Origin of the sequence: Janthinobacterium goodfellowi, assembly GCF_051380695.1 — a bacterium.
In the GTDB taxonomy this organism is placed as follows: Bacteria; Pseudomonadota; Gammaproteobacteria; order Burkholderiales; family Burkholderiaceae_D; genus Janthinobacterium.
The window spans coordinates 381,572-402,164 of the sequence record NZ_JBNYXN010000005.1 but is presented as its reverse complement, the minus strand read 5'-3'; the positions used below and the strand labels follow the sequence as shown (position 1 = coordinate 402,164).

Here is a 20,593-nt window from a genome sequence, read left to right as displayed (position 1 = left end):
AATCAGGTATCGCCGACCGTATAATCGTTTCATAACAAGACCAGCGGAGACAGATCATTAGCTACCGAGGGAATCAGTATGAAATTGACGGACATGAAGATAGGCGTGCGCCTGGGCGCCGGTTTTGGCGTGGTGCTGCTGCTGATGGCAGTGCTGGTGGGCACGGGCCTGTTCCGGCTGGACAAGATCGGCGCGCTCAGCGAGTCCATCATCGAGAAGGACTGGGCCAAGGCGGACGCCATCGCCACCATCCGCAGCACCACGCGTTCGAACGCGGCGCTGGTGCTGGAACTGTTCATCCATGAAGATCCGGCCCGCGCCAACGCCATCCATGGCGAAATCGATGCCAACAAGGCCACCATCACCGATGCGCTGGCCATCCTTGACCGCCTGATCGTACTGCCTGAAGGCAAGGAGCTGCTGGCCACCCTGAAGCAGCAGCGCAAGGCCTATGTCGTCTCGTTCAGCCAGGCGGACAAGCTGCTGGTGGCGGGACAGCGGGCGGAAGCGGCCAAGCACGTGCGCGACGACACCCTGCCCGCCCTGAACCGGCTGCAAAAGACGGTGAACCGCCTGAATGACATCCAGCGCGGCGTGGTCGTGCAGGGCGGCGAGCAAATCCAGCAGAATATTTCCGCCGCCAATGTGCTGATGGCCAGCCTGGGCACGGCCGCCCTGCTGCTGGGCGTGCTCTTTGCCTGGCGGGTCACGCGCTCGATCACCACGCCCATCGCGTATGCGCTGCGCGTGGCGCAAGCCGTGGCAGGAGGCGACCTGAGCAGCAAGATCGTGGCCGACGGCAAGGATGAAGCGGGCCAGCTGCTGCAGGCCTTGCGCGACATGAACACCAACCTGGCCACCCTGGTGGGCCAGGTGCGCGGCGGCACAGGCACGATCGCCGTGGCGTCGAGCCAGATCGCCAGCGGCAATGCCGACCTGTCGGCCCGCACGGAAGCGCAGGCCAGCGCGCTGGAAGAGACGGCTTCGTCGATGATCGAACTGACGGGCACCGTGCGCAGCAACAGCGACAATGCGCGCCAGGCCGACACTCTGGCCCGCTCGGCGTCGGCCATCGCGCAGCGCGGCGGCACGGCCATGGCCGAAGTGATCGGCACCATGGACGCCATCAATGCCTCGTCGCGCAAGATCGTCGACATCATCGCCGTCATCGACGGCATCGCTTTCCAGACGAATATCCTGGCACTGAATGCGGCCGTGGAAGCGGCGCGTGCCGGCGAGCAAGGCCGCGGCTTTGCCGTGGTGGCGTCCGAAGTGCGCAACCTGGCGCAACGTTCGGCGGCGGCGGCCAAAGAGATCAAGGAACTCATTGCCGACTCCGTCACGCGGGTCGGCCAGGGCGCGCAGCTGGTCAGCCAGGCGGGCGCCACGATGGAGGAAGTGGTGGCCAGCGTGGGCCGGGTCAGCGCCATCGTCGGTGAAATCAGCGTCGCCAACCACGAGCAGAGCGAAGGCATCGAGCAGATCAATGCCGCCATCATGCAGATGGACCAGACGACGCAACAGAACGCGGCTCTGGTCGAAGAAGCGGCCGCGGCGGCCGCGGCCATGCATGAGCAGGCGGGCGAACTGGAAACCCTCGTCAGCCAGTTCAAGCTGGAACAGAACGCCAGCGCCAAGGCACCGCCCCGCCCTGACGCGCCCGCCGTCCCGCGCCTGCACTAAGTTATTCCACCTGGCGCGCCAGGCGGATGCCGGAAAATTGCCAGCGCGCACCGGCCGGGAAGAAATTGCGGTAGCTGGCGCGCGCATGGCCGGCCGGCGTGACGCACGACGAGCCGCGCAGCACATACTGGTTCAGCATGAACTTGCCGTTGTATTCGCCCAGCGCCCCGGGCGCCGTGCGGTAGCCCGGATACGGCGCATAGCTGCTGCTGGTCCACTGCCAGCAATGGCCGAACATCTGCCGCAGTCCCGTTCCCGGCGCGCCTGCCGCCGGATGCAGCTGGCCCACTTGCATGTCGACGCCCTGCGCCGCCACTTCCCACTCCGCTTCCGTCGGCAGGCGCGCGCCGGCCCAGTGCGCATACGCATCCGCCTCGAACAGCGACAAGTGCGTGGCTGGCGCCTGCGGGTCCAGCGGACGCAAGCCGAATAAAGTGAATTCCTGCCAGTGTCCTGCAGCATCTTGCTGCCAGTACAGCGGGCAGGACAGCTGCTGCGTGCGCACCCAGTCCCAGCCTTCGGCCAGCCACCAATGCGCGGTGCGGTAGCCGCCCGCCTCGATGAAGGCGAGAAATTCGCCATTCGTCACCAGCGCGCTGGCCAGTTCGAACGGCGCCACGTATTGCGGGTGGCGCGGCAATTCATTGTCGAAGCAAAAACCGTCGCCCGCATGGCCGATCTGCGCCAGGCCGCCGTCAAAGGCGAGCCAGGCCGTGGGCTGCGCGTGGTCCTGCGCTGGCGCCACCGCGCCGTCGAGATAGGCGGGAAACAGGGCGCTCTGCGCCAGCAGGTGCTTGACGTCCGTCAACAGCAATTCCTGGTGCTGCTGCTCGTGTTCCAGGCCCAGCGCCAGCAGCATGGTCAGCCGCTCGCGCGCGTCGCGCGCCAGCTCGCCCGCCAGCAGGCGCGCGACGCGTGCATCGACGTTGGCCCGGTAGGCGCGCACCTGCGCCATGCCGGGGCGCGTCAGCAAGCCACGCTGGGCGCGCGGGTGCTTCTCGCCCACGCCGTTGTAATACGAGTTGAACAGCACGCGGAAGGCCGGGTGGAATGGCGCGAACCCCGCTTCCAGGCTTTCCAGGATAAACGTTTCGAAAAACCACGTCGTATGCGCGAGGTGCCATTTGACGGGACTGGCGTCCGGCATCGACTGGGCGCCGCAATCCTCGTCGGACAGGGGTTCGGCCAGCCGCAGCGAGTGCTGGCGCACCTTGTTGTAATGATCGATCAGCATCGTCGCCTTTTAGTCTCGGATGACGCGCGCGTAGATGACGGCAAACCATTGCTGCGGGTCCGTCCAGACTTGCACGGTAGAAAACCCCGCCTGCTCCAGCAAGCCGACGAACGTTGCGCGCGTGTATTTATAGCTGTCTTCCGTATGGATGCGCTCGCCTTTCGCGAAGCGGCGCTGGCCACCTTTCCAGTGGACAATTTGCTCGCTGCGCGCTTCCAGGTGCATCTCGACGCGGTTCTCGTCGGCGTTGAAAAAGCCGTGGTGGCGCCACGCGCGCACGTCGAAGTCGGCGCCGATCAGGCCGTTCACGTGGCGCAGCATGTTCAGGTTGAAGGCGGCCGTGACGCCCAGCGCATCGTCATAGGCGGCGTCGAGGATGGCGTCCTCCTTGATCAGGTCGACGCCGATCAGCAAGCCGCCATCGCCATCCGCATTCGCGCGCAGGCGGCGCAAAAAGGCGGTCGCTTGTTCAGGCGCAAAATTGCCGATCGACGAGCCGGGATAGAAGAACAGCCGCCGCGCCTCGCGCACGCTGTCAGGCAAGTCCAGGCGGCTGGAGAAATCCAGGCCCAGGCCCGTCATCTCGATGTGCGGAAAGCGCTGCTGCAGGCGGTTCAGCGATTCACTGAGGAAATCGTAGGAAATATCCACGGCCACATATTGCGCCGGATGCAGCAGCGGAAACAGGCTGGCGGCCTTGGCGCAATTGCCCGCGCCCAGGTCGATCAGGGTGCTGCCCGGCCCCACGGCGTGCGCGATCTCGGCGCCGTGGCGGGCAAAGATGGCCGCTTCCGTGCGCGTCGGATAGTACTCGGGCAAGGCGCAGATGGCTTCGAACAGTTTCGAGCCGAGCGCGTCGTACAGATACTTGGGCGAAGTCCAGGCCTCGCGCGCCAGCAAGCCGCTGCTGATCTCGGCTATGGTGGCAGGAGTGGCACGGGCCGCGCTGGCGTTGCTGGCGGGATACAAATCAGACTGCTGTTGCGCGAGTGGCATGGTCATGGGCTGGCGTCGTCAATGTTAGGTTCACGAAGGGCTTGCACGGTCAGCCAGCGGGCGCGCCGCCCCTGCCGCAGCGGTTTGCGGGCGCCTTGCCGATGACTTTTTTCCATCATAGCGGAATCCGCGCAAGCCAGCCGTGCGGCAGGTAACTTAAGGTCGAACAGCCGGCGTACACATAAAATTGGTATTACCCAGCAAAAATGATAAGGCTGTCGTATACTACACATTGCCGGCCAAACAATCCGCGCCCCTTGCAGTTCCCAGGCCCCCCTCTTCCCCGCGTGCCTCCCTTTACGATAGCCGTTATTAATCAAGATCACCATGCTCGAATTGCGCCATCTGTCGAAGTCCTATGCCAATGCCCGTCCCGTGCTGGCCAATATTTCCTGCCGCTTCAAGGCGGGGGAATTCATCGCCATCATGGGCGATTCGGGCGTGGGCAAGTCGACCTTGCTGAACCTGATCGCCGGCCTCGATACGCCCGATGCGGGTGCCGAAGCGCACCCTATCCTGGTGGACGGCATTGCCATGTCCAGCCTCGATGACGCCGCCGCCACCCGGCTGCGTCGCGCCCGCATGGGCTTTATCTTCCAGGCCTTCCACGTCTTGCCGCACCTGACCCTGCTGCAAAACGTAGCCTTGCCGCTGCTGCTCAACGGACTGCCCCAGGAGCGTGCCGCCAGCATGCTCGAGGCCGTCGGCCTGGGCGGACGCGGCGGCGACTTTCCGCAGCAATTGTCGGGCGGCGAAATGCAGCGCGTGGCGATTGCCCGCGCGCTTGTGCACAAGCCGGCGCTGGTGCTGGCCGACGAGCCCACCGGCAACCTCGACCCGGACACGGCGCACAGCATCCTGCAATTGCTGCGCGCCGAAATCAAGGCCAACGGCAGTTGCGCGATCATGGTCACGCATTCGCTGGCCGCCGCCGAAATGGCGGACCGGACCATGATCCTGACGAAAAGCGGCTTACAAAATACAACAATCGTCAACCAAATTAATCAAACAATCAGTTAATTTAACTGACCATCTGTCACAAGTTTTGTTATCGTAGTATTATTGAAAACACTTGCCTGGTTATCAATGTTGTAACGCGAATGTTGTCACGTCACCCAGACAGCCGTACTGCGATGACGAACTATAGCCGGGACCATAGAAAGTGGTCTCGTCCCTTGCATAACCTGAAGGAGGAGTAAATGAACGTTCGGCAAAAGAAGCTGGAAATGATTGAAGCGATGAACCGGGCGCGTGCGCTCGAACCATCGAGTTTTGTGCCCAACAAGCTGCTCGATACGCTGATCGAGAAGTTGAACTTGAAAAATGATGCGGAACTGTGCCGCGTCCTGGAAGTTCAGCCTCCCATCATCAGCAAGATTCGACACGGCAAACTGTCGGTCGGTGCGACGATTTTATTGCGCATGCATGAAAAATCGGACATCACCATCCGCGAACTGAAGGAACTGTCCGCCACGCCAGTCCATTGAACCACCCGCTGTTGTAATGCCATGCCAGGCACCCAGGTCCCCGGCGCCATGAACTTTTGCCATACAATTCGCGTAGTTCGCTCACCGTACAACATCCGAGCACGATAGCGAAGAGACCCAGCCCAAACCATGCTGACCGTTTCTCTGCCCTTCCGCTCCAGTCCCCCAGCTTCTCCCCCTGCATTTCCACTCAAACTTGATCTGACACAACACGCATAGTCCCCGCAGGCATCAAGGTCAGCTTTTAACCAGTAATCTCAACCGCATGTCCAGCGACCCTCTTGCGCCGCCCGTGCTGCGCCTGACGCTCACGCGCGATCCCCTCGCCAGCGCCGGCGACTGCCCCGCCGCGCCCGGCTGGCACAGCGAAACCCACGTGCTGTCGAGCGCGCGCGGCATCGGCAGCTGCCGCATCGCCCTCGATATCGGCCCGGCCGACGTGGTGCAGCTGCTGCTGTGCGACGGCAGCTCGCTGCTGGCAGGCAGCCTGGACCTGCCACGCTACCTGGGGCCAGCCACGCTGGCACGCGACGGCGCGCCCGCCAGCATCGAAGTGGGGCTGGCCTTGCGCCCGCAGGCGGCGCGCCAGCCGCCCGGCGCCAGCCGCGACGGCCTGGGCGCCTGGATGCTGCGGGCCGTGCGCGTGTACCGCTGCGGCGCCGCCGCCATGACAGCGCTGGCGGCGGCGGGCGCCTTCCAGGACCGCCAGCTGGAACAACGGCTGGGCCTGTACCGCTGCGGCATCGAGGCGGGCGGCATGACGGCCGTCGCCAGCCTGCCCGCCGGGCCGGAGCCGGTGCTGCTGCTGTTGCACGGCACGGCCTCGTCGACCCAGCGCAGCTTTGCCGGCCTGTGGCGCAATGGCCTGGCGCCGCAGCTGGCGGCGCAGTACGGCAACCGCATCTACGGCTACGAGCACCGCAGCCTCAGCGACAGCCCCATCGAGAACGCGCTGGCCCTCGTGCGCCAGGTGCCGCACGGCGCCGTGCTGCACCTGCTGACGCATTCGCGCGGCGGCCTGGTGGGCGAATTGCTGGCCCGGGCGCAGCGCATCGACAGCCGCGGCGCCGTCGACCTGGCCGGCGACGGCCTGGAGCGGCTGAGCGAAAACACGGTGGGCGGCGAAGCGTTCAACAGCCACGATATCGAGCACTTCACGGCGCAGGCGCGGCTGGGCGGGCGCGGCGGCTACGACGCGGATGCGGCGCGCCTGCGCGAATTGAGCGTGGAACTGAAAATGCGCGCCATCCGCATCGCCCGCTTCGTGCGCGTGGCTTGCCCCGCGCGCGGCACCACCCTGATGTCGGGCCGTCTGGACCGCTGGGCCAGCGTGATGTTCAACCTGCTGCTCCACGGCGGCGTTCCCGATGGCGCCATGGCCTTCCTGCTGGCCGTGGTGCAGCAGCGCTGCGACGCGCGCATCCTGCCGGGACTGGAAGCGATGATGCCCGACTCGCCCCTGGTGGCGCTGCTCAACGCACCCGACGTGCGCGTGGCCAGCCCGCTGCACGTGCTGGCCGGCGCGTGCAGCGGCGACGGCCTGCTCGGCTGGCTGGGCGACTGCCTCGACGACCAGCTGTACGGGGCGGGCAGAACGACCTGGTGGTCAATTGCGCCTCGATGGCGGGCGGCGCCACGCGCAGCACGCCCGTGCGGCAACTGCTGCTGCGCGGGCCGCACACGCACCACCTGAACTACTTCGAACGCGCGCCCTCGGGCCAGGCCGCCGTACAGGCGCTCGCCGGCGACGAGACAGCCTACCAGCCGCTGCCCGGCATCGAGCACGGCCCGCTGGCGCGCGGCGGCGAAGTGCCGAAGCGGCGCGCGCACGCGCCCATCGCGCTGCTGCTGCCCGACATCATGGGCAGCCACCTGCAAGTGGGCAGCAACCGCATCTGGTTCGACCCCGTCAACCTGGTCGAAGGACGCATCGAACGCCTGGCCGTGGGCCAACCGCACATCGTCAGCGCCGGCTGGATCGAGTCCTGCTATGAACCGTTCGCCCGCTTTCTCGCGCAAAGCCAGGAAGTGCGGCCCTTTACCTATGACTGGCGCCTGTCGCTGCAGGAGTCGTGCCGCACCTTCCTGCCCGTGCTCGACGACGCCATGCGCGACGCCGAACAGCGCAGACAACCGTTGCGCATCATCGCCCACGGCATGGGCGGGCTGGTGGCGCGCCTGGCCCTGAAGGACCGCTGGCAACGCTTCGGCGCCCTGCCCGGCAGCCGCCTGCTGCAGGTGGGCACGGCCAACCGGGGCACGCAGGCGATGGTGCAAGTGCTGCTGGGACGCGACCGGCTGGTGCAGATGCTGGCCTGCTGGATCAGCTGGAAGCACACGCGGCGCCAGTTTCTCGGCTTCGTGCGCGCCTTTCCCGGCGTGCTCGACATGCTGCCGTGGCCGCAGGCGGGCGGCATCGATTATTTCGACGCCGAGACCTGGGCGCAGCTGGCCGCCGGCGACGCGCAAGCGGGCCTGCCCGGCGGCTGGCAGGCGCCGGAGGCGCCAGCGCTGGCCGCGGCGCGCGCCACCGTGGCCTTGCTGGAAGCGGCCCCGCTCGACGCCCGCCATTGCAGCTACCTGGCCGGCTGCGCCGACACGCCGGTGGCGCTGCGCCTGCGCGACGGCGCCATCGAGACGGCCTGGTCGCCGGATGGAGATGGCCGCACGGCCTGGCAAGGCGCCGTGCCGGACGGCGTGGCGGCCTGCTACCTGCCCGTGGCGCATGGCGACCTGCTGCTGCAAAAGGAATACTATCCGGCCATCGCGCAGCTGCTCGACGGCGGCCAGGGCGCCGCCCTGCCCCGGCACCCGCCGCACGTGCCTGGCGGCGCCCCGCCCCGCTTTTACCCCTACGTCCCCGACGCCAAGCCGCTGTACCCGCAGCCGCAGGAATTGCTCGACGCGGCCATCGGCGCCGCCGGCCCCGCCAGCGCGCCGGAGAGCCGCGCGCCGCAGCTGAGCCTATCGGTCATCCACGGCAGCATGGCCTCGGCCGATGCGCCCGTCATGAGCGGCTGCTACGCGTCCGAATCGCTGCGCGGCAGCATGAGCTTTCTCGACCGTCTGCTGGCGGGCAAGCTGCAGGAAATCCATGCGCTGGGACGCTTCCCGCAGCGCCCCGACTCCGCCCTGGTGGTGCTGCAGCCCGATGCGGCGCGCCGGCCAGGCGGCGCCATCGTCATCGGCCTGGGCGCGCTGGGCGAGCTGACGCCGGGCGAACTGGCGCGCGCCTTTGCCGGCGGCCTGCTCGAATACGCGTGCGTTTGCCTGCAGGTGCGCGCCGCCGGCCATGTCGCCGCGCCGCCGATGGGCGAGCACGGCTTGCGCGTGGCCAGCCTGCTGTCCGGTTCCGGCTACGGCGGCTTGAGCATCGCCCTGTGCGCGCGGGCTTTGATCGACGGCGCGCGCAGCGCCAACCGGCGCCTCGAAGACGCGGGCATGGCCTGCCGCATCGGCCACATCGCCATCTATGAACAGTCCGAGGCGCGCGCCATCGCCGCCGCCGTGGCCATCGAGCAGATCATGGCCGAAGCGCGCTACCAGGGCAGCTTCACGTTCGAGCGGCGCATTCGCCACAGCCCCGGCGGCTACCGGCGCATCCTGCCCAGCCTGAGCGGCGACAACGGCTGGCGCCGCGTGCAGATCGTCGCCGCGGATCTGTCGGGCGCCCTGCGCTTCACGGTGCTGACGGACCGCGCCCACAACAGCGTCGACGAGGAGCCGAACCAGCGGCAAGCCGTCGATGGGCTGATCATGGATGCCACCGACAACACCACCGACCAGCCGGGCCTGTCGCGCGCCCTGTACGAACTGATGCTGCCCAATGGCCTGAAGGCGGCCATCCCCGAGATGCGCGGCCTGATCCTGGCCGTCGACCAGAGCGCCGCCATCTATCCGTGGGAACTGATGCGCGACGAGGCGGGCAGCGAGGAAAGCCCGCTGTCGACGCGCATCGGCATGGTGCGCCAGCTGGCCAGCCTGCGCGAGCAGCCGTCCGCCGTCAGCCCGCCCAGCAACAGCGTGCTGGTGATCGGCGACACCGATTCCGGCCTGCCCGAACTGCCAGCCGCGCAGGCCGAGGCGCAGGACGTGGCGCGCATGTTCGGCGCGTACGGCTACCAGGTGCGCGAGCTGCTGCGCCCGCAGGCGCAGCGCGTGCTGGTACACCTGTTCGACGAGCGCTATTTCGCCATCCACCTGGCCGGCCATGGCGAAGTGGCCGGCCCCGGCATCGCGCATACGGGCCTGGTGCTGGGACCGAAGACGCGGCTGACGGCGGCGCAAGTGGGGAAATTGAAGCGCGTGCCGCAATTCGTCTTCATCAATTGCTGCCACCTGGGCGACATGCGCCCGGACGCCATCGCGCCATGGTCGAAACTGGCCTCCAGCCTGGCCACGGCCTTCATTGAAATGGGCTCGCAGGCCGTGATCGCGGCCGGCTGGCGCATCGACGACCAGGCGGCCAGCATCTTCGCGCACAGCTTCTATCACGCCATGCTGAGCGGCGAATACTTCGGCGACGCCGTGCGCCTGGCGCGCGAGGCGGCCTATCTGCAGTTCCCCGCTTCGAACACCTGGGGCGCCTACCAGGCGTATGGCGACGACCGCTACCGCTTCCCGAACACCCAGAGCCGGCCCTGGCAAGCGCCCGATTACCACTACCACGGCCACCTGCTGGCCGACCTGGAAACCCTGCACGCGCGCCTGGCGGGCGCCGATCCTGCGCGCCGGGCGGTCATCGAGGAAAAGCTGGGCAGCATCGAGGAAGCCGTGCGCGCGCGCTTCTTCGGCTGCGCCGACATCCGCGAAAACATGGCCGCCACGCGCGCCGGCCTGGGGGGACTGGACAACACCCTGCGCGCCATCGAACATTACCGGGCGGCGCACAGCGCGGCCGACGGCAAGGTGGGCTTGCGCGCGCTGGCGCATTGGGCGGAACTGGAAATACGCCAGGGCGCGGCCCTGTGCGGCCTCGATGCGGGCGCCGGCATCGAGGTGCCCGCCGTGCCCGACCCTGCCCAGGGACGGCAGTTACTACAGGATGGAAAACAGCATATCGACCTGCTGGTGGCGCTGGCGCCCACGACGCAGCGCCTGGCCCTGCTGGGACGCTACTGGGCCTTGCAGGCGCGCCTCGCCTGCCGCGCAGGAAACTCCGGCGCGCCGGCCCTGCGCGCCATGACGGACGCCTGCCTGGCCGCGCTGGAAGAAGCGCGGCGGCGCAGCGGCGCGGCCGACTGCGACCTGATTTTCCAGGTGCTGGCGGGTGCCCTGCTGTTGAAAGCCCATGGCGACAGCGGCGCCTGGCGGGCGCTCGATCCGCAGCTGGGCGACCTGCTGCACGACGCCATCGCCTATGCGCGCCAGCGCCACGCGGACGAACACCGCGCCATCGACGCCGGCGCCCCCGTGCGCGCCGCCTTGCTGGCGGCCCTGTGGCAGGTACCGGACGGCCAGTACCTCGACGCACCGGCGCGCGCCGCCTTCCTGGCCTTGTACCACGACGCCGTACGGCGCCACGGCAGCATCGGCGAACCCGAAACGATCACGGCGCCGCTGCGCTTCCTGCTCGAACTGCTGCCGTCCGACAGCCCGGACGGCGGCTTGCGCTGCACCGTGCAGGCGCTGGCCAGCCAGCTGCAGGCCTCGCTGCCCGGCATGAGCCCTGGCAGCGTTAGCCTGGCACCACCCCGTAATGGCGCGCATAGCGCTCGTCCAGATTCGCCAGCGGCATCATCATGAACATGTCGGCGCTTTCGAAATCAGGGTCCCAGGCCGGTTCGCCGCAAATCCAGGCGCCCGAACGCAGATAGCCCTTGATCAGCGGCGGCACTTGCGGCTTGTGCGCCGCTTCCACCTGGTGGATGGGGAAAGGCAGGTGCGGCGTGACGCGGTACTCGCTGGGGGCCATGTGCTTTTCGGCCAGCGCCTGGTACACGGCGACGGCGTTATGGCCGCCATCGGCCAGGCTGATGCTGGCGCAGCCGACCAGGTAGTCGCAGCGCTCGCGGCGCATGTACTCGGCCAGGCCCGACCACAGCAGCATGATCACGCTGCCGCCCCGGTATTTCGGGTGGATGCAGGCGCGGCCCGCTTCGACCATGCGGCCGCGCAGGTTCTTCAGGCGGCTCAGGTCGAACTCGTTTTCCGAATACAGCCGGCCGATCTTGGCCGCCTTGGCCGCGCTCAGCACGCGGTAGGTGCCCACCACTTTCAGGGTATCGGCATCGCGCACGATCAGGTGATCGCAGTGCGCGTCGAATTCGTCGCTGTCGAGACCATCGGCGTTCGCCAGCGACGTCAGACCCATCGTCTCGATAAACACCTTGTAACGCAAACGCTGGACTTCGCGCAATTCCGCCGCTGTGGTGGCCTGGCTCAGCACCAGTTGGACCGGCCGCGCCTTGGCTTCGTTTGATGCGATTATGTTTTGCATGGTTTCATCCCTGTGATCAAGACGACTCCAGCGTACTTGCCTAATATGTCAGGAAAATGACAGCCGAATGTCATTTCCATGACGCAAGTCAATGCCATGCGGGATCATGCATAATTACCACACTCGCCCAGCCGAAAGAGCCCATGAAAGACACCGACGCCGTCCACATCACGCCCTACGCCAAGCCTGTCGCCGGCTGGGACGCCTTGAAACACGTGGCCATCAGCCTGCGCCAGGAGCGCGTCGCACCCGGGAATCTGAAGGCGCTGCTGGCGCAAAACCAGCCGGACGGCTTCGATTGCCCCGGCTGCGCCTGGCCCGACCGCCACCACGCGTCCACCTTCGCCTTTTGCGAAAACGGCGCCAAGGCCGTCGCCGCCGAAGCGACCAGCCGCCGCGCCGGCCCGGAACTGTTTGCCAGCCACACCGTCACGCAGCTGCTGGAACAATCGGACTACGCGCTCGAGCAGCACGGCCGCCTGACCGAACCGATGGTCTACGACGCCGCCAGCGACCGCTACGTGCCCATCGCCTGGGACGACGCCTACGCCCTCGTGGGCCGCCACCTGCGCGCCCTGCCCGATGCCAACCAGGCCGCGTTCTATACGTCGGGCCGCGCCAGCAACGAAGCGGCCTTTTTGTACCAGCTGATGGCGCGCCTGTACGGCACCAATAACTTCCCCGACTGCTCCAACATGTGCCACGAGGCGACCAGCCGAGGCCTGCCGGCCACCGTGGGCGTCGGCAAGGGCACGGTGACCCTGGACGACTTCGAACTGGCCGACACCATCCTGATTTTCGGCCAGAATCCCGCCACCAACCACCCGCGCATGCTGGGCGAACTGCGCGAGTGCGCGCGCCGCGGCGGCAGCATCGTCTCCATCAATCCCCTGCGCGAACGGGGCTTGCAGCGCTTCATGGACCCGCAAAGCGCGCGGGAAATGGCGACCCTGGGCAGCACGCGCCTGGCCGGCCTGTTCGTGCAACCGACCTTGGGCGGCGACTTCGCCCTGATCAAGGCCGTCGCCAAGCGCGTCGTCGAGCATGACGATGCGGCGCAGGCGGCAGGCGGGCCCGCCGTCATCGACCACGCTTTCATTCTTGAGCACTGCAGCGGTTTCGACGCCTTCCGCGACGACCTGCGCGCGGAGAATTGGGAACTGCTGGTGCGGGAGTCGGGCGTGGCGCGCGCGCAGATCGAGGCATTGACGGACATTGTCGTCAAGGGCCAGCGCATCATCGCCACCTGGGGCATGGGCCTGACGCAGCACAAGCACAGCGTGGCGGCCATCCGCATGCTGTCGAACCTGATGATGCTGCGCGGCCAGATCGGCAAGCCGGGCGCCGGATTATGCCCCGTGCGCGGCCACTCCAACGTGCAGGGCGACCGCACGGTGGGCATCGAGGAAAAGCCGACAAGCGCCTTCCTCGACCGCCTGGGCCAGGTGTACGGTTTTACTCCGCCGCGCGCGCACGGCCACGACGTGGTGGCCACCATCGAAGCCATGCAGCGCGGCGACGTCAAGGTGTTCATCGCGCTGGGCGGCAATTTCGCCGCCGCCACGCCCGATACGCCCGTCACCTGCGCCGCGCTGCGCCAGTGCGCGCTGACGGTGCAGGTGGCGACCAAGCTCAATCGCAGCCACCTGGTCATCGGCAAGGAAGCCCTGCTGCTGCCCACCCTGGGGCGCACGGAGATCGATCTGCAGCACGGCGTGGCGCAGGGCGTGACGGTGGAAGACTCGATGAGCATGGTGCATATCTCGTACGGCCGCAATGCGCCCGCTTCGCCGCAGCTGCGCTCGGAAGTGGCCATCGTGGCCGGCATGGCCGAAGCGGCGGTGGGCAGCAATCTGGTCGACTGGCGCGCGTACGCGGCCGACTATGCGCGCATCCGCGACGATATCGAAAAGGTGTTCGACGATTTTTACGACTACAACGCCAGGGTGGCGCAGCCGGGCGGTTTTCATCTGACGGTGGCCTCGCGCGAGCGCTTGTGGAAGACGGCCAGCGGCAAGGCCAGCTTCCTCGTCGCCCCGCTGGACCTCGACACGCCGCTGCACCGCGCCCGCAAGCGCCACGGCGAGCGCCTGATGGTCTTGATGAGCACCCGCTCGCACGACCAGTACAACACCACCATCTACGGCATGGATGACCGCTACCGGGGCGTGTACGGCACGCGCAAGGTCGTCTTCGCCAATGCGGCCGATATCGCCATGCTGGGTTTTAAGGATGGCGACATGGTCGATATGATAGGCGCCTGGGACGATGGCGTGGCGCGCCGCGCCGACGGTTTCCGCCTGGTGGCCTACGACATCCCGCGCGGCTGCCTGGGTGCGTATTATCCGGAAACGAATGCGCTGGTGCCGCTGGCCAGCACGGCCGACGGCACCGGCACGCCCACGTCGAAGTCCGTGCCCGTGCTGCTGGAACGCAGCGCAAGCTACAAGGCGATGCCGGGCGTGTAATCGACGTATGCATCCTGGCGGCAGAAGCCCGCCAGCTTCATGCCCGCCTGCGTGGCGATGGAAATGGCCAGCGAGCTGGGAGCGGATATCGTCGCCAGCAAGGGAATCTGCATGCGCGCCGCCTTGCGCGCCAGCTCGTAGCTGCCGCGGCTGGACAGGAAGACGAAGCCGCGCCGCATGTCCGCCCCGCTCAGTGCCAAATGGCCGATCAGCTTGTCGAGGCCATTATGGCGGCCGACATCCTCGAACACGTGCACGATGTCGCCCTCGGGCGTGCACCACGCGGCCGCGTGCACGCCGCCCGTTTCCCGCATCAGCGCCTGATGCTCGCGCAAGCCGCTTGATGCGCGCGCCAGCGCGGCGGGCAAGTCGACGCGGATCAGGGATGGCGGCAGCGCCGCGGGCCGCAAGTCGAGCATGTCGATGCTGTCGATGCCGCACACGCCGCAGCCCGTGCGGCCCGTCAGCTGGCGCCGCCGGTCCTTCAGGCGCACGAAATCCTCCTGCGCGATGGTCAAAGCCACTTCGGCGGAATCGGGACGCAGGAACACTTCGCAATCGAAGATGGCGGCAGCCGATGCCACCACGCCTTCCGTCAGCGCGAAGCCATACGCGAATGCTTCCAGGTCGCGCGGCGTGGCCATCATGACGACGTGGGAAATGCCGTTGAAGACCAGCGCGACGGGGACTTCCTCGGCGACGTGGTCGATGGCATCGGTGGACTGGCCCGCGCGATGGCGGACGATGGCGCGCTCGACGAAGCCGGCGCGTTCGGTATTGGTATCTTCTGACATGGCAACCATGGGGGAACTATCACAGGCCCCATGGTAAACCAGAACGGCCAGGCAGGGGGCGGCCCCTGCCCGCGCCATCAATCCTTCTTCGGACGGCCCGTTTTCAGCTGCGGCAAGCCGGCCAGCACGTTTTGCAGCGTGGCCAGGTCGATCTGGCTGATCAGCGCCACGCCGATGCGCAGCAATTCGCTTTTCTTGATCTCGAAACCGGCCTTCAGACAGGCTTTTTTGACCTGGCCCAGGACTTCGTATTCCGCTTCCGGCATGGTGAAGCTGTCGCGCACCAGTTTCGGCTTGCGGGCTTTTTCCTTGACGGCGGCGACCTTGGCAACCGGCGCTTTTTTCGCTGGCGCAGGCTTGGCGGCGGCCTTGGCAGCCGGTTTGACGGCGGCTTTCGCTGCCGGCTTGGCGGCGGGCTTTGCCGCAACCTTGGCCGCTGGCTTGGCAACGGCTTTTACTGCCGCCTTGGCGGCCGGCTTGGCAGCGGCCTTGGCGACAGGTTTGGCCACGACGGCCTTGGCCGCCGGCTTGGCGGCAGGCGCCTTGGCGGCGGCGGGCTTGGCGGCCACAGGTTTCGCAGCGGCCGGTTTGGCGGCCACTGGCTTGACGGCCACTGGCTTGACGGCGGCCTTGGCCACCGGCTTGGCTGCAGGCTTGACGGCAGCAGGCTTGGCGGCCGGTGCGGCCTTGGCCGCATTGATCGATGCGCTGGTCGGGAACATCGACACGGGCGCGCTGTCGGCCTTTTTCGCCGGGGTGGTTTTGGTCATGAATTCTCCAATCTAATAAATAATATAAACAATATATACTGTTTTTTGAAATCTTGCTTGCTGCACATCAAGTCATGCGCATGTCATGACCTTTTAGGCGCTGGCGCGGATGGTGAAATCGACGCCGACCTCATCCCAGAATTCCTGCTCCTTCTCGATCCAGAACGACACGGTGGGATGATGCGCCACCCAGCCGCGCTTGATGTCGAGTTCGATGCGGTTCTTCATGCGCAGGCGCAGTTCGCTGAAATCGGCCTCGATGCGCGCATGCATGAGCAGAATCGACAGGCGCAGCGCCAGCACGGCCTTGGCGAAATCGGGGTCGGACAGCACCTCGCCGATCTTGCGCAAGTTGCCCTTCTGCGCCAGGATCAGCCGGCTCATGGTCTTCTGTTCGCGCGTGGTAAAACCGGGCAAGTCCGCGTTTTCCACGATATAGGATGCGTGCTTGTGGTAGCCCGTCTGCGACACGGCCAGGCCCACTTCGTGCAGCAGGCTGCTCCAGCGCAGGCATTTCACCAGGGCGTCAGACGTGGGCTTGAGCTGCGCGTACATGGCCAGCGCCTGCTCGGCCACCCGGCCCGCGCGCTGCTGGTCGATATGGAATTTCTCCATGCAGCCCTGCACCGACTGTTCGCGGCGGTCGCGCTTGGTCGAACGCAGGTACAGGTCCCACATCACGCCCATGCGCAGGCCCGCCTCGATCGGCGTCATGGCGGGAATGGCCAGTTCGCGGAACAGGCCGATCAAGATGGCCAGGCCGCCGACGATGGTGCTGGCGCGGTCGGGGCGCAAGCCGGGCATGTCGATGCGGCTGGTGTGACCGAGTTCGATGAAGCGGCGCGCCAGCGCATCGAGGCTGACGCTGGTGAGCAAGCCGTCGCCAAGCTTGTTGCGGGCGATGATGTCGGCGATGGTGCGGATGGTGCCGGAAGAGCCGTAGGCCGTCTTCCAGTGCTGCGGGCGGTATGGCGGCGCGGCATCCTCGAAATGGCTGCGCGCCGACAGGATGGCCGCCTCGAACGACGGCGCATCGATGCGTCCGCCGATGAAGAACGACAGGCTTTGCTTGACGGTGCCCAGGCTGAAGGATTCGACGCGTTCGATATCGTTGCCGCGCCCCAGTATCAGTTCGGTCGAACCGCCGCCGATGTCCATCACCAGCCGGCGTTCGCCGGGAATGGCCAGCGCATTGGCCACGCCCATGTAGATCAATCGCCCCTCTTCCTCGCCCGAAATGATTTCGATCGGGTAGCCGATGGCCTGCTCGGCCAGCGGCAGGAAGACGGCGCCGTTGCGCGCCACGCGCATGGCCGATGTGGCCACCACGCGCACGGCTTCAAGCTCGAAACCGGCGAGGATGGCGCGAAAGCGCTGCAGGCAGGCCAGCGCGCCCTGCATGGCCGCTTCGGTCAGGTCGCCATTGGCGTCCAGGCCGGCGGCCAGGCGTATCGGATCGCGCACGCTCTTGACCACGCGGATGGTGTCGCCATCATGCTTGCCGACGTGTAAACGAAAACTGTTGGACCCCAGGTCCACCGCTGCATACATACTGGCCTCTTGTCTTGTCATGACTGTGCCAACTGAAAAAGTTGGCAAATTCAGTTGCTAAACTATATAAATCATTTAAACGATTTAAAAATCCTACCACACTACCCTCATCGTATGACAGCGGCGTGACAGGATTGTGACAAAACGGCAGCCGTGCGGCAGCTTACGGGACGATGGTCGTGAAGAGATACACGGCGAAAATCACCAGGTGTACCGTGCCCTGCATGACCGTGGTGCGGCCCGTGCCCAGCGACAGGGTGGCGACCATCAGCGACAGCAGTAACAGCACCGTCGACTTGATATCGAGTCCCAGCGTAATCGTCAGGCCCGTGGCCAGCGACACCACCACCACGGCGGGTATCGTCAGGCCGATGCTGGCCAGCGCGGAACCGAGCGCCAGGTTCAAGCTCGTTTGCAGGCGATTCGCGCGCGCGGCGCGCACGGCGGCCAGGCCTTCGGGCAGCAGCACGATGGCGGCGATGACGATGCCGACCAGGGTTTTCGGCGCGCCCATGGCGGCGATCGCCGTCTCCAGCGCGGGCGCCAGCGACTTGGCCAGCAGCACCACGGCGCCCAGGCACACCAGCAGCGCACCGGCGCTGACCCAGGCGACGGTGGGCGTGGGCGGCGCCGCATGCACCTCTTCATCGCCGACGGCTTCCTTGGGCAGAAAGTAGTCGCGGTGGCGCACCGTCTGCACCAGCACGAACGTGCCGTACAGGACCAGCGAGATCACGGCGATGAAAATGAGCTGGCTGGAATTGTAGTACGGGCCGGCGGCGCTCGAGGTGTAGTTCGGCAGCACCAAGGTCAGGATGGCGATCGCCGCCAGGGTGGCCAGCGATGCGCTCACGCCCAGCAGGCCGAAGCTCTGCTCGCGGTGACGCCCGGCGCCCAGCAGCAGGCAGATGCCGACGATGCCGTTCAAGATGATCATGATGGCGGCAAATACGGTGTCGCGCGCCAGGCCCGTCGTTTCCGGCCCGCCGGCCAGCATCAGCGAGACGATCAGCGCCACCTCGATCAGGGTCACGGCCAGCGCCAGCACCAGGGTGCCGTACGGTTCGCCGATGCGGTGCGCGACCACTTCCGCGTGGTACACGGCGGCCAGCACGCTGCCGATCAGGCCAGCCACGAGCAGAATCTGATAGGCGCCGCCGAGATTGAAGGTGGAACCGAACAGGAACAACCAGCCGGCAAGCGGGGCGGCGAGCGGCCAAACAGGCAGGGATTTGAGCATTTTCATTATGAGCCTGGCAAGAGTAAGAAAGGGGAACTGCGGTGCGGACGACAAGAGGAGCCTAGCGTGCACCCCACAGCATAACTTGCCTAGCTTAAATACAAGTTAGGGAATACACATCTCGAGTGACGGCGACCCGCGCCTGGCCCGCCCTTCAATCACCTTGCCAGAGTGCACCTGCTTGCTACCAGTAACTATAGTCCCTTTGGTAACATGCCGTTGCAATTTTCTTGTCTTTTTTGCTTGCTGCCGCCGTCATAGTGCAGAGTCCGCCTTCCCGGCACCGAGGCTGGGCTCGCGCAAGAAATAATCCGGTTTAGATATCGAGGGTGCTGGCGCCCTGCGCCTCCACCACCCTGTTGCGGCCCGCCTGCTTGGCCGCCTGCAGCGCCTCGTCGGCCCGCTTGAACAGGCTGACGGTGCTGTCTTCGGCGCGGATGGTGGTCACGCCCAGGCTGGCCGTCAGCTGCAGCACGGCGCGTTCCGTCTTGACGGGCAGCGCTTCGACGGCGGCGCGGATGCGCTCGGCCACCATCAGCGCATCGGCCAGGGTGGTGCGCGGCAGCTGGATGGCGAATTCGGCGCCGCCCAGGCGGCCCATCAGGTCACTGTCGCGCAATTGCTGGCGGCACGTATCTACGATGGTTTTGAGCACCGCATCGCCCACCGGATGGCCATAGCTGTCGTTGACTCTTTTGAAGTGGTCGATATTGAGCACCACCAGCGCCGTCGGCAAGCCGGGCCGGCGCGCCAGCGCCATCCACGGCGCCAGCGCCTGGTAAAAGCCGCGCCGGTTCGGCACGCCCGTGGCCGCATCGAGCACTTCCAGGCGCGCCAGCTCGCCGCCCAGTTTTTCGCGCGACAGCAACAGATAGCCGAAGGCATTCGTCAGCATCATCAGGTACAGGGCGCCGAAGCCGGCCAGCTGCATCAGCTCCGCATCGAAACCGGGGACGGCGGCGGCAAGCACGCCGCGCGCGGCGATCAGCAGCGACAAAATGCCCATGCTGACGACGAGGAAGCGGCGCAGCATGCTCGCCTCGCGCCATTTGAGGCACAGCGCGGCCACGCCGGCGAGGAAAAAACCGGCCACGATGAGCGAACCGCCGGCGCTGCGCAACAGCGGCGCCACGTCGAACAGGTAGCAGGCGGCAAACAGGCCGATCGCCGCGCCAAGCGCCGGCAATATGTAGCGGCGCCAGCCGCTGCGCCCGGCCGCCTGCCACAGCGCGCCCGCATCGAGCGCCATGCCGGCAAACAGCAGGCTGTTGCCCAGCAGGATGGAGAGGAAATCGGGCAGCACGCCGCGGAAATACAGCAGACACCAGGCGATGGCCTGGCATTGCTTGGCCACCGCCCAGGTGGACATGCTGAGCGACTTCTTGCGCTCGTATTCGAAGAAGAACAGGGCCGCGCACAGGCTCAGGTTGCCAAGCGCCAGGGCCAGTACCAGGGTCTTGATATCCATGGGCTACGCCATCGCCGCGCCGCCGCGGCACGCTGGTTCAGATTTCGTGTTCGACATTGGTGCTGCCGTCGCCGATCTTGCTGGCCCAGGCCTGCACGAAATACTGCTTTTCCACTTCGCTGGGCGCCTCGTGCCAGAACACGATGAGGGTGCCCTTGTGATCGTGGATCTGCGCCACTTTTTCAATGAATCCGAGATTGGCGGCCTGGTCGGCAAGCGCCGCCGCATAACCGTACACGCGCGTCAGCCGTTCGATGCGGTCAGGCTCCGTAAAACTGTTCGTCGCCGTAATAATGGGGTGATCCAAAAACATGCTTGTCTCCATGGTGCCCGACTGCGCGGCCATGCCGCCGCGCGCCGTTCATTACGCATGCTCGGCGCGGATTAATCGGGTATGCTCACGGGAGCTTATCAGATTTCTCTGAATGCAACAAAGCATCTCCCCCAGTCCACTCAGCGAAGT

15 protein-coding genes are annotated in these 20,593 nt (G+C 66.4%); 6 read left to right on the top strand and 9 right to left on the bottom strand.

Translation table 11 applies throughout. The features are described 5' to 3' along the window. The first annotated feature begins 78 nt into the window (after positions 1-78). Positions 79-1,683, top strand: coding sequence for a methyl-accepting chemotaxis protein (locus tag ACQ4WQ_RS20745; protein ID WP_436499634.1), 1,605 nt, complete (start codon positions 79-81; stop codon positions 1,681-1,683). 1 nt (position 1,684) lies between these two features. Here ACQ4WQ_RS20745 and egtB read toward each other — a convergent pair whose 3' ends face one another. Together egtB and egtD are read right to left on the bottom strand one after the other, a co-directional pair. Then, positions 1,685-2,917 carry an ergothioneine biosynthesis protein EgtB gene (gene egtB, locus ACQ4WQ_RS20740; protein WP_436499632.1) on the bottom strand — a complete coding sequence of 411 codons (1,233 nt, stop codon included), beginning with the start codon at positions 2,915-2,917 and terminating at the stop codon, positions 1,685-1,687. A gap of 9 nt (positions 2,918-2,926) precedes the next feature. Continuing rightward, positions 2,927-3,919, bottom strand: coding sequence for an L-histidine N(alpha)-methyltransferase (gene egtD / locus ACQ4WQ_RS20735; RefSeq protein ID WP_436499630.1), 993 nt, complete (start codon positions 3,917-3,919; stop codon positions 2,927-2,929). Between the two features lie 321 nt (positions 3,920-4,240). On the opposite strand from egtD, the gene ACQ4WQ_RS20730 reads away from it, so the two are divergent. From ACQ4WQ_RS20730 to ACQ4WQ_RS20715, 4 genes are all read left to right on the top strand, one after another. Further along, the gene (locus ACQ4WQ_RS20730; protein ID WP_046683715.1) at positions 4,241-4,933 is read left to right on the top strand and encodes an ABC transporter ATP-binding protein; all 693 of its coding nucleotides are present in this window, start codon (positions 4,241-4,243) and stop codon (positions 4,931-4,933) included. 179 nt (positions 4,934-5,112) lie between these two features. Further along, positions 5,113-5,400: a hypothetical protein gene (locus ACQ4WQ_RS20725; RefSeq protein WP_034757399.1), complete on the top strand. Its 288-nt coding sequence runs from the start codon at positions 5,113-5,115 to the stop codon at positions 5,398-5,400. A gap of 265 nt (positions 5,401-5,665) precedes the next feature. Beyond that, the gene (locus ACQ4WQ_RS20720; RefSeq protein WP_436499628.1) at positions 5,666-7,093 is read left to right on the top strand and encodes a DUF7379 domain-containing protein; all 1,428 of its coding nucleotides are present in this window, start codon (positions 5,666-5,668) and stop codon (positions 7,091-7,093) included. Next, on the top strand, positions 7,003-11,145 hold the full coding sequence (locus tag ACQ4WQ_RS20715; protein ID WP_436499626.1) for a CHAT domain-containing protein: 4,143 nt from the start codon (positions 7,003-7,005) through the stop codon (positions 11,143-11,145). Before ACQ4WQ_RS20720 ends, ACQ4WQ_RS20715 begins: the two co-directional genes overlap by 91 nt. Here the strand turns inward: ACQ4WQ_RS20715 and ACQ4WQ_RS20710 are convergent. Further along, entirely contained in the window at positions 11,078-11,839 is a 762-nt protein-coding gene (locus ACQ4WQ_RS20710) for a GNAT family N-acetyltransferase (RefSeq protein ID WP_046683713.1), read from the bottom strand. The genes ACQ4WQ_RS20715 and ACQ4WQ_RS20710 overlap by 68 nt on opposite strands. A gap of 143 nt (positions 11,840-11,982) precedes the next feature. Here ACQ4WQ_RS20710 and ACQ4WQ_RS20705 point away from each other — a divergent pair, with 143 nt between their 5' ends. Further along, positions 11,983-14,307 carry an FdhF/YdeP family oxidoreductase gene (locus tag ACQ4WQ_RS20705; protein ID WP_436499624.1) on the top strand — a complete coding sequence of 775 codons (2,325 nt, stop codon included), beginning with the start codon at positions 11,983-11,985 and terminating at the stop codon, positions 14,305-14,307. On the opposite strand, the gene fdhD is transcribed toward ACQ4WQ_RS20705, so the two are convergent. From fdhD to ACQ4WQ_RS20675, 6 genes are all read right to left on the bottom strand, one after another. Then, entirely contained in the window at positions 14,283-15,110 is an 828-nt protein-coding gene (fdhD, locus tag ACQ4WQ_RS20700; RefSeq protein WP_436499622.1) for a formate dehydrogenase accessory sulfurtransferase FdhD, read from the bottom strand. The two genes, ACQ4WQ_RS20705 and fdhD, sit on opposite strands and share 25 nt — an antisense overlap. 68 nt (positions 15,111-15,178) lie before the next feature. After that, entirely contained in the window at positions 15,179-15,871 is a 693-nt protein-coding gene (locus tag ACQ4WQ_RS20695; RefSeq protein WP_436499620.1) for a hypothetical protein, read from the bottom strand. A gap of 93 nt (positions 15,872-15,964) precedes the next feature. Further along, positions 15,965-17,422, bottom strand: a complete 1,458-nt coding sequence (locus tag ACQ4WQ_RS20690; protein ID WP_436499756.1) for a Ppx/GppA phosphatase family protein — start codon at positions 17,420-17,422, stop codon at positions 15,965-15,967. A 163-nt stretch (positions 17,423-17,585) separates the two neighbouring features. Then, complete coding sequence (locus ACQ4WQ_RS20685; RefSeq protein ID WP_086139585.1) at positions 17,586-18,668, bottom strand: calcium:cation antiporter; 1,083 nt, start codon at positions 18,666-18,668, stop codon at positions 17,586-17,588. Positions 18,669-18,978: 310 nt separating this feature from the next. Next, a complete protein-coding gene (locus ACQ4WQ_RS20680; RefSeq protein WP_436499618.1) occupies positions 18,979-20,130 on the bottom strand; it encodes a GGDEF domain-containing protein in 1,152 nt (383 codons plus the stop codon). Between the two features lie 37 nt (positions 20,131-20,167). After that, positions 20,168-20,443 carry a hypothetical protein gene (locus ACQ4WQ_RS20675; protein WP_077402750.1) on the bottom strand — a complete coding sequence of 92 codons (276 nt, stop codon included), beginning with the start codon at positions 20,441-20,443 and terminating at the stop codon, positions 20,168-20,170. Positions 20,444-20,593: the final 150 nt, after the last annotated feature.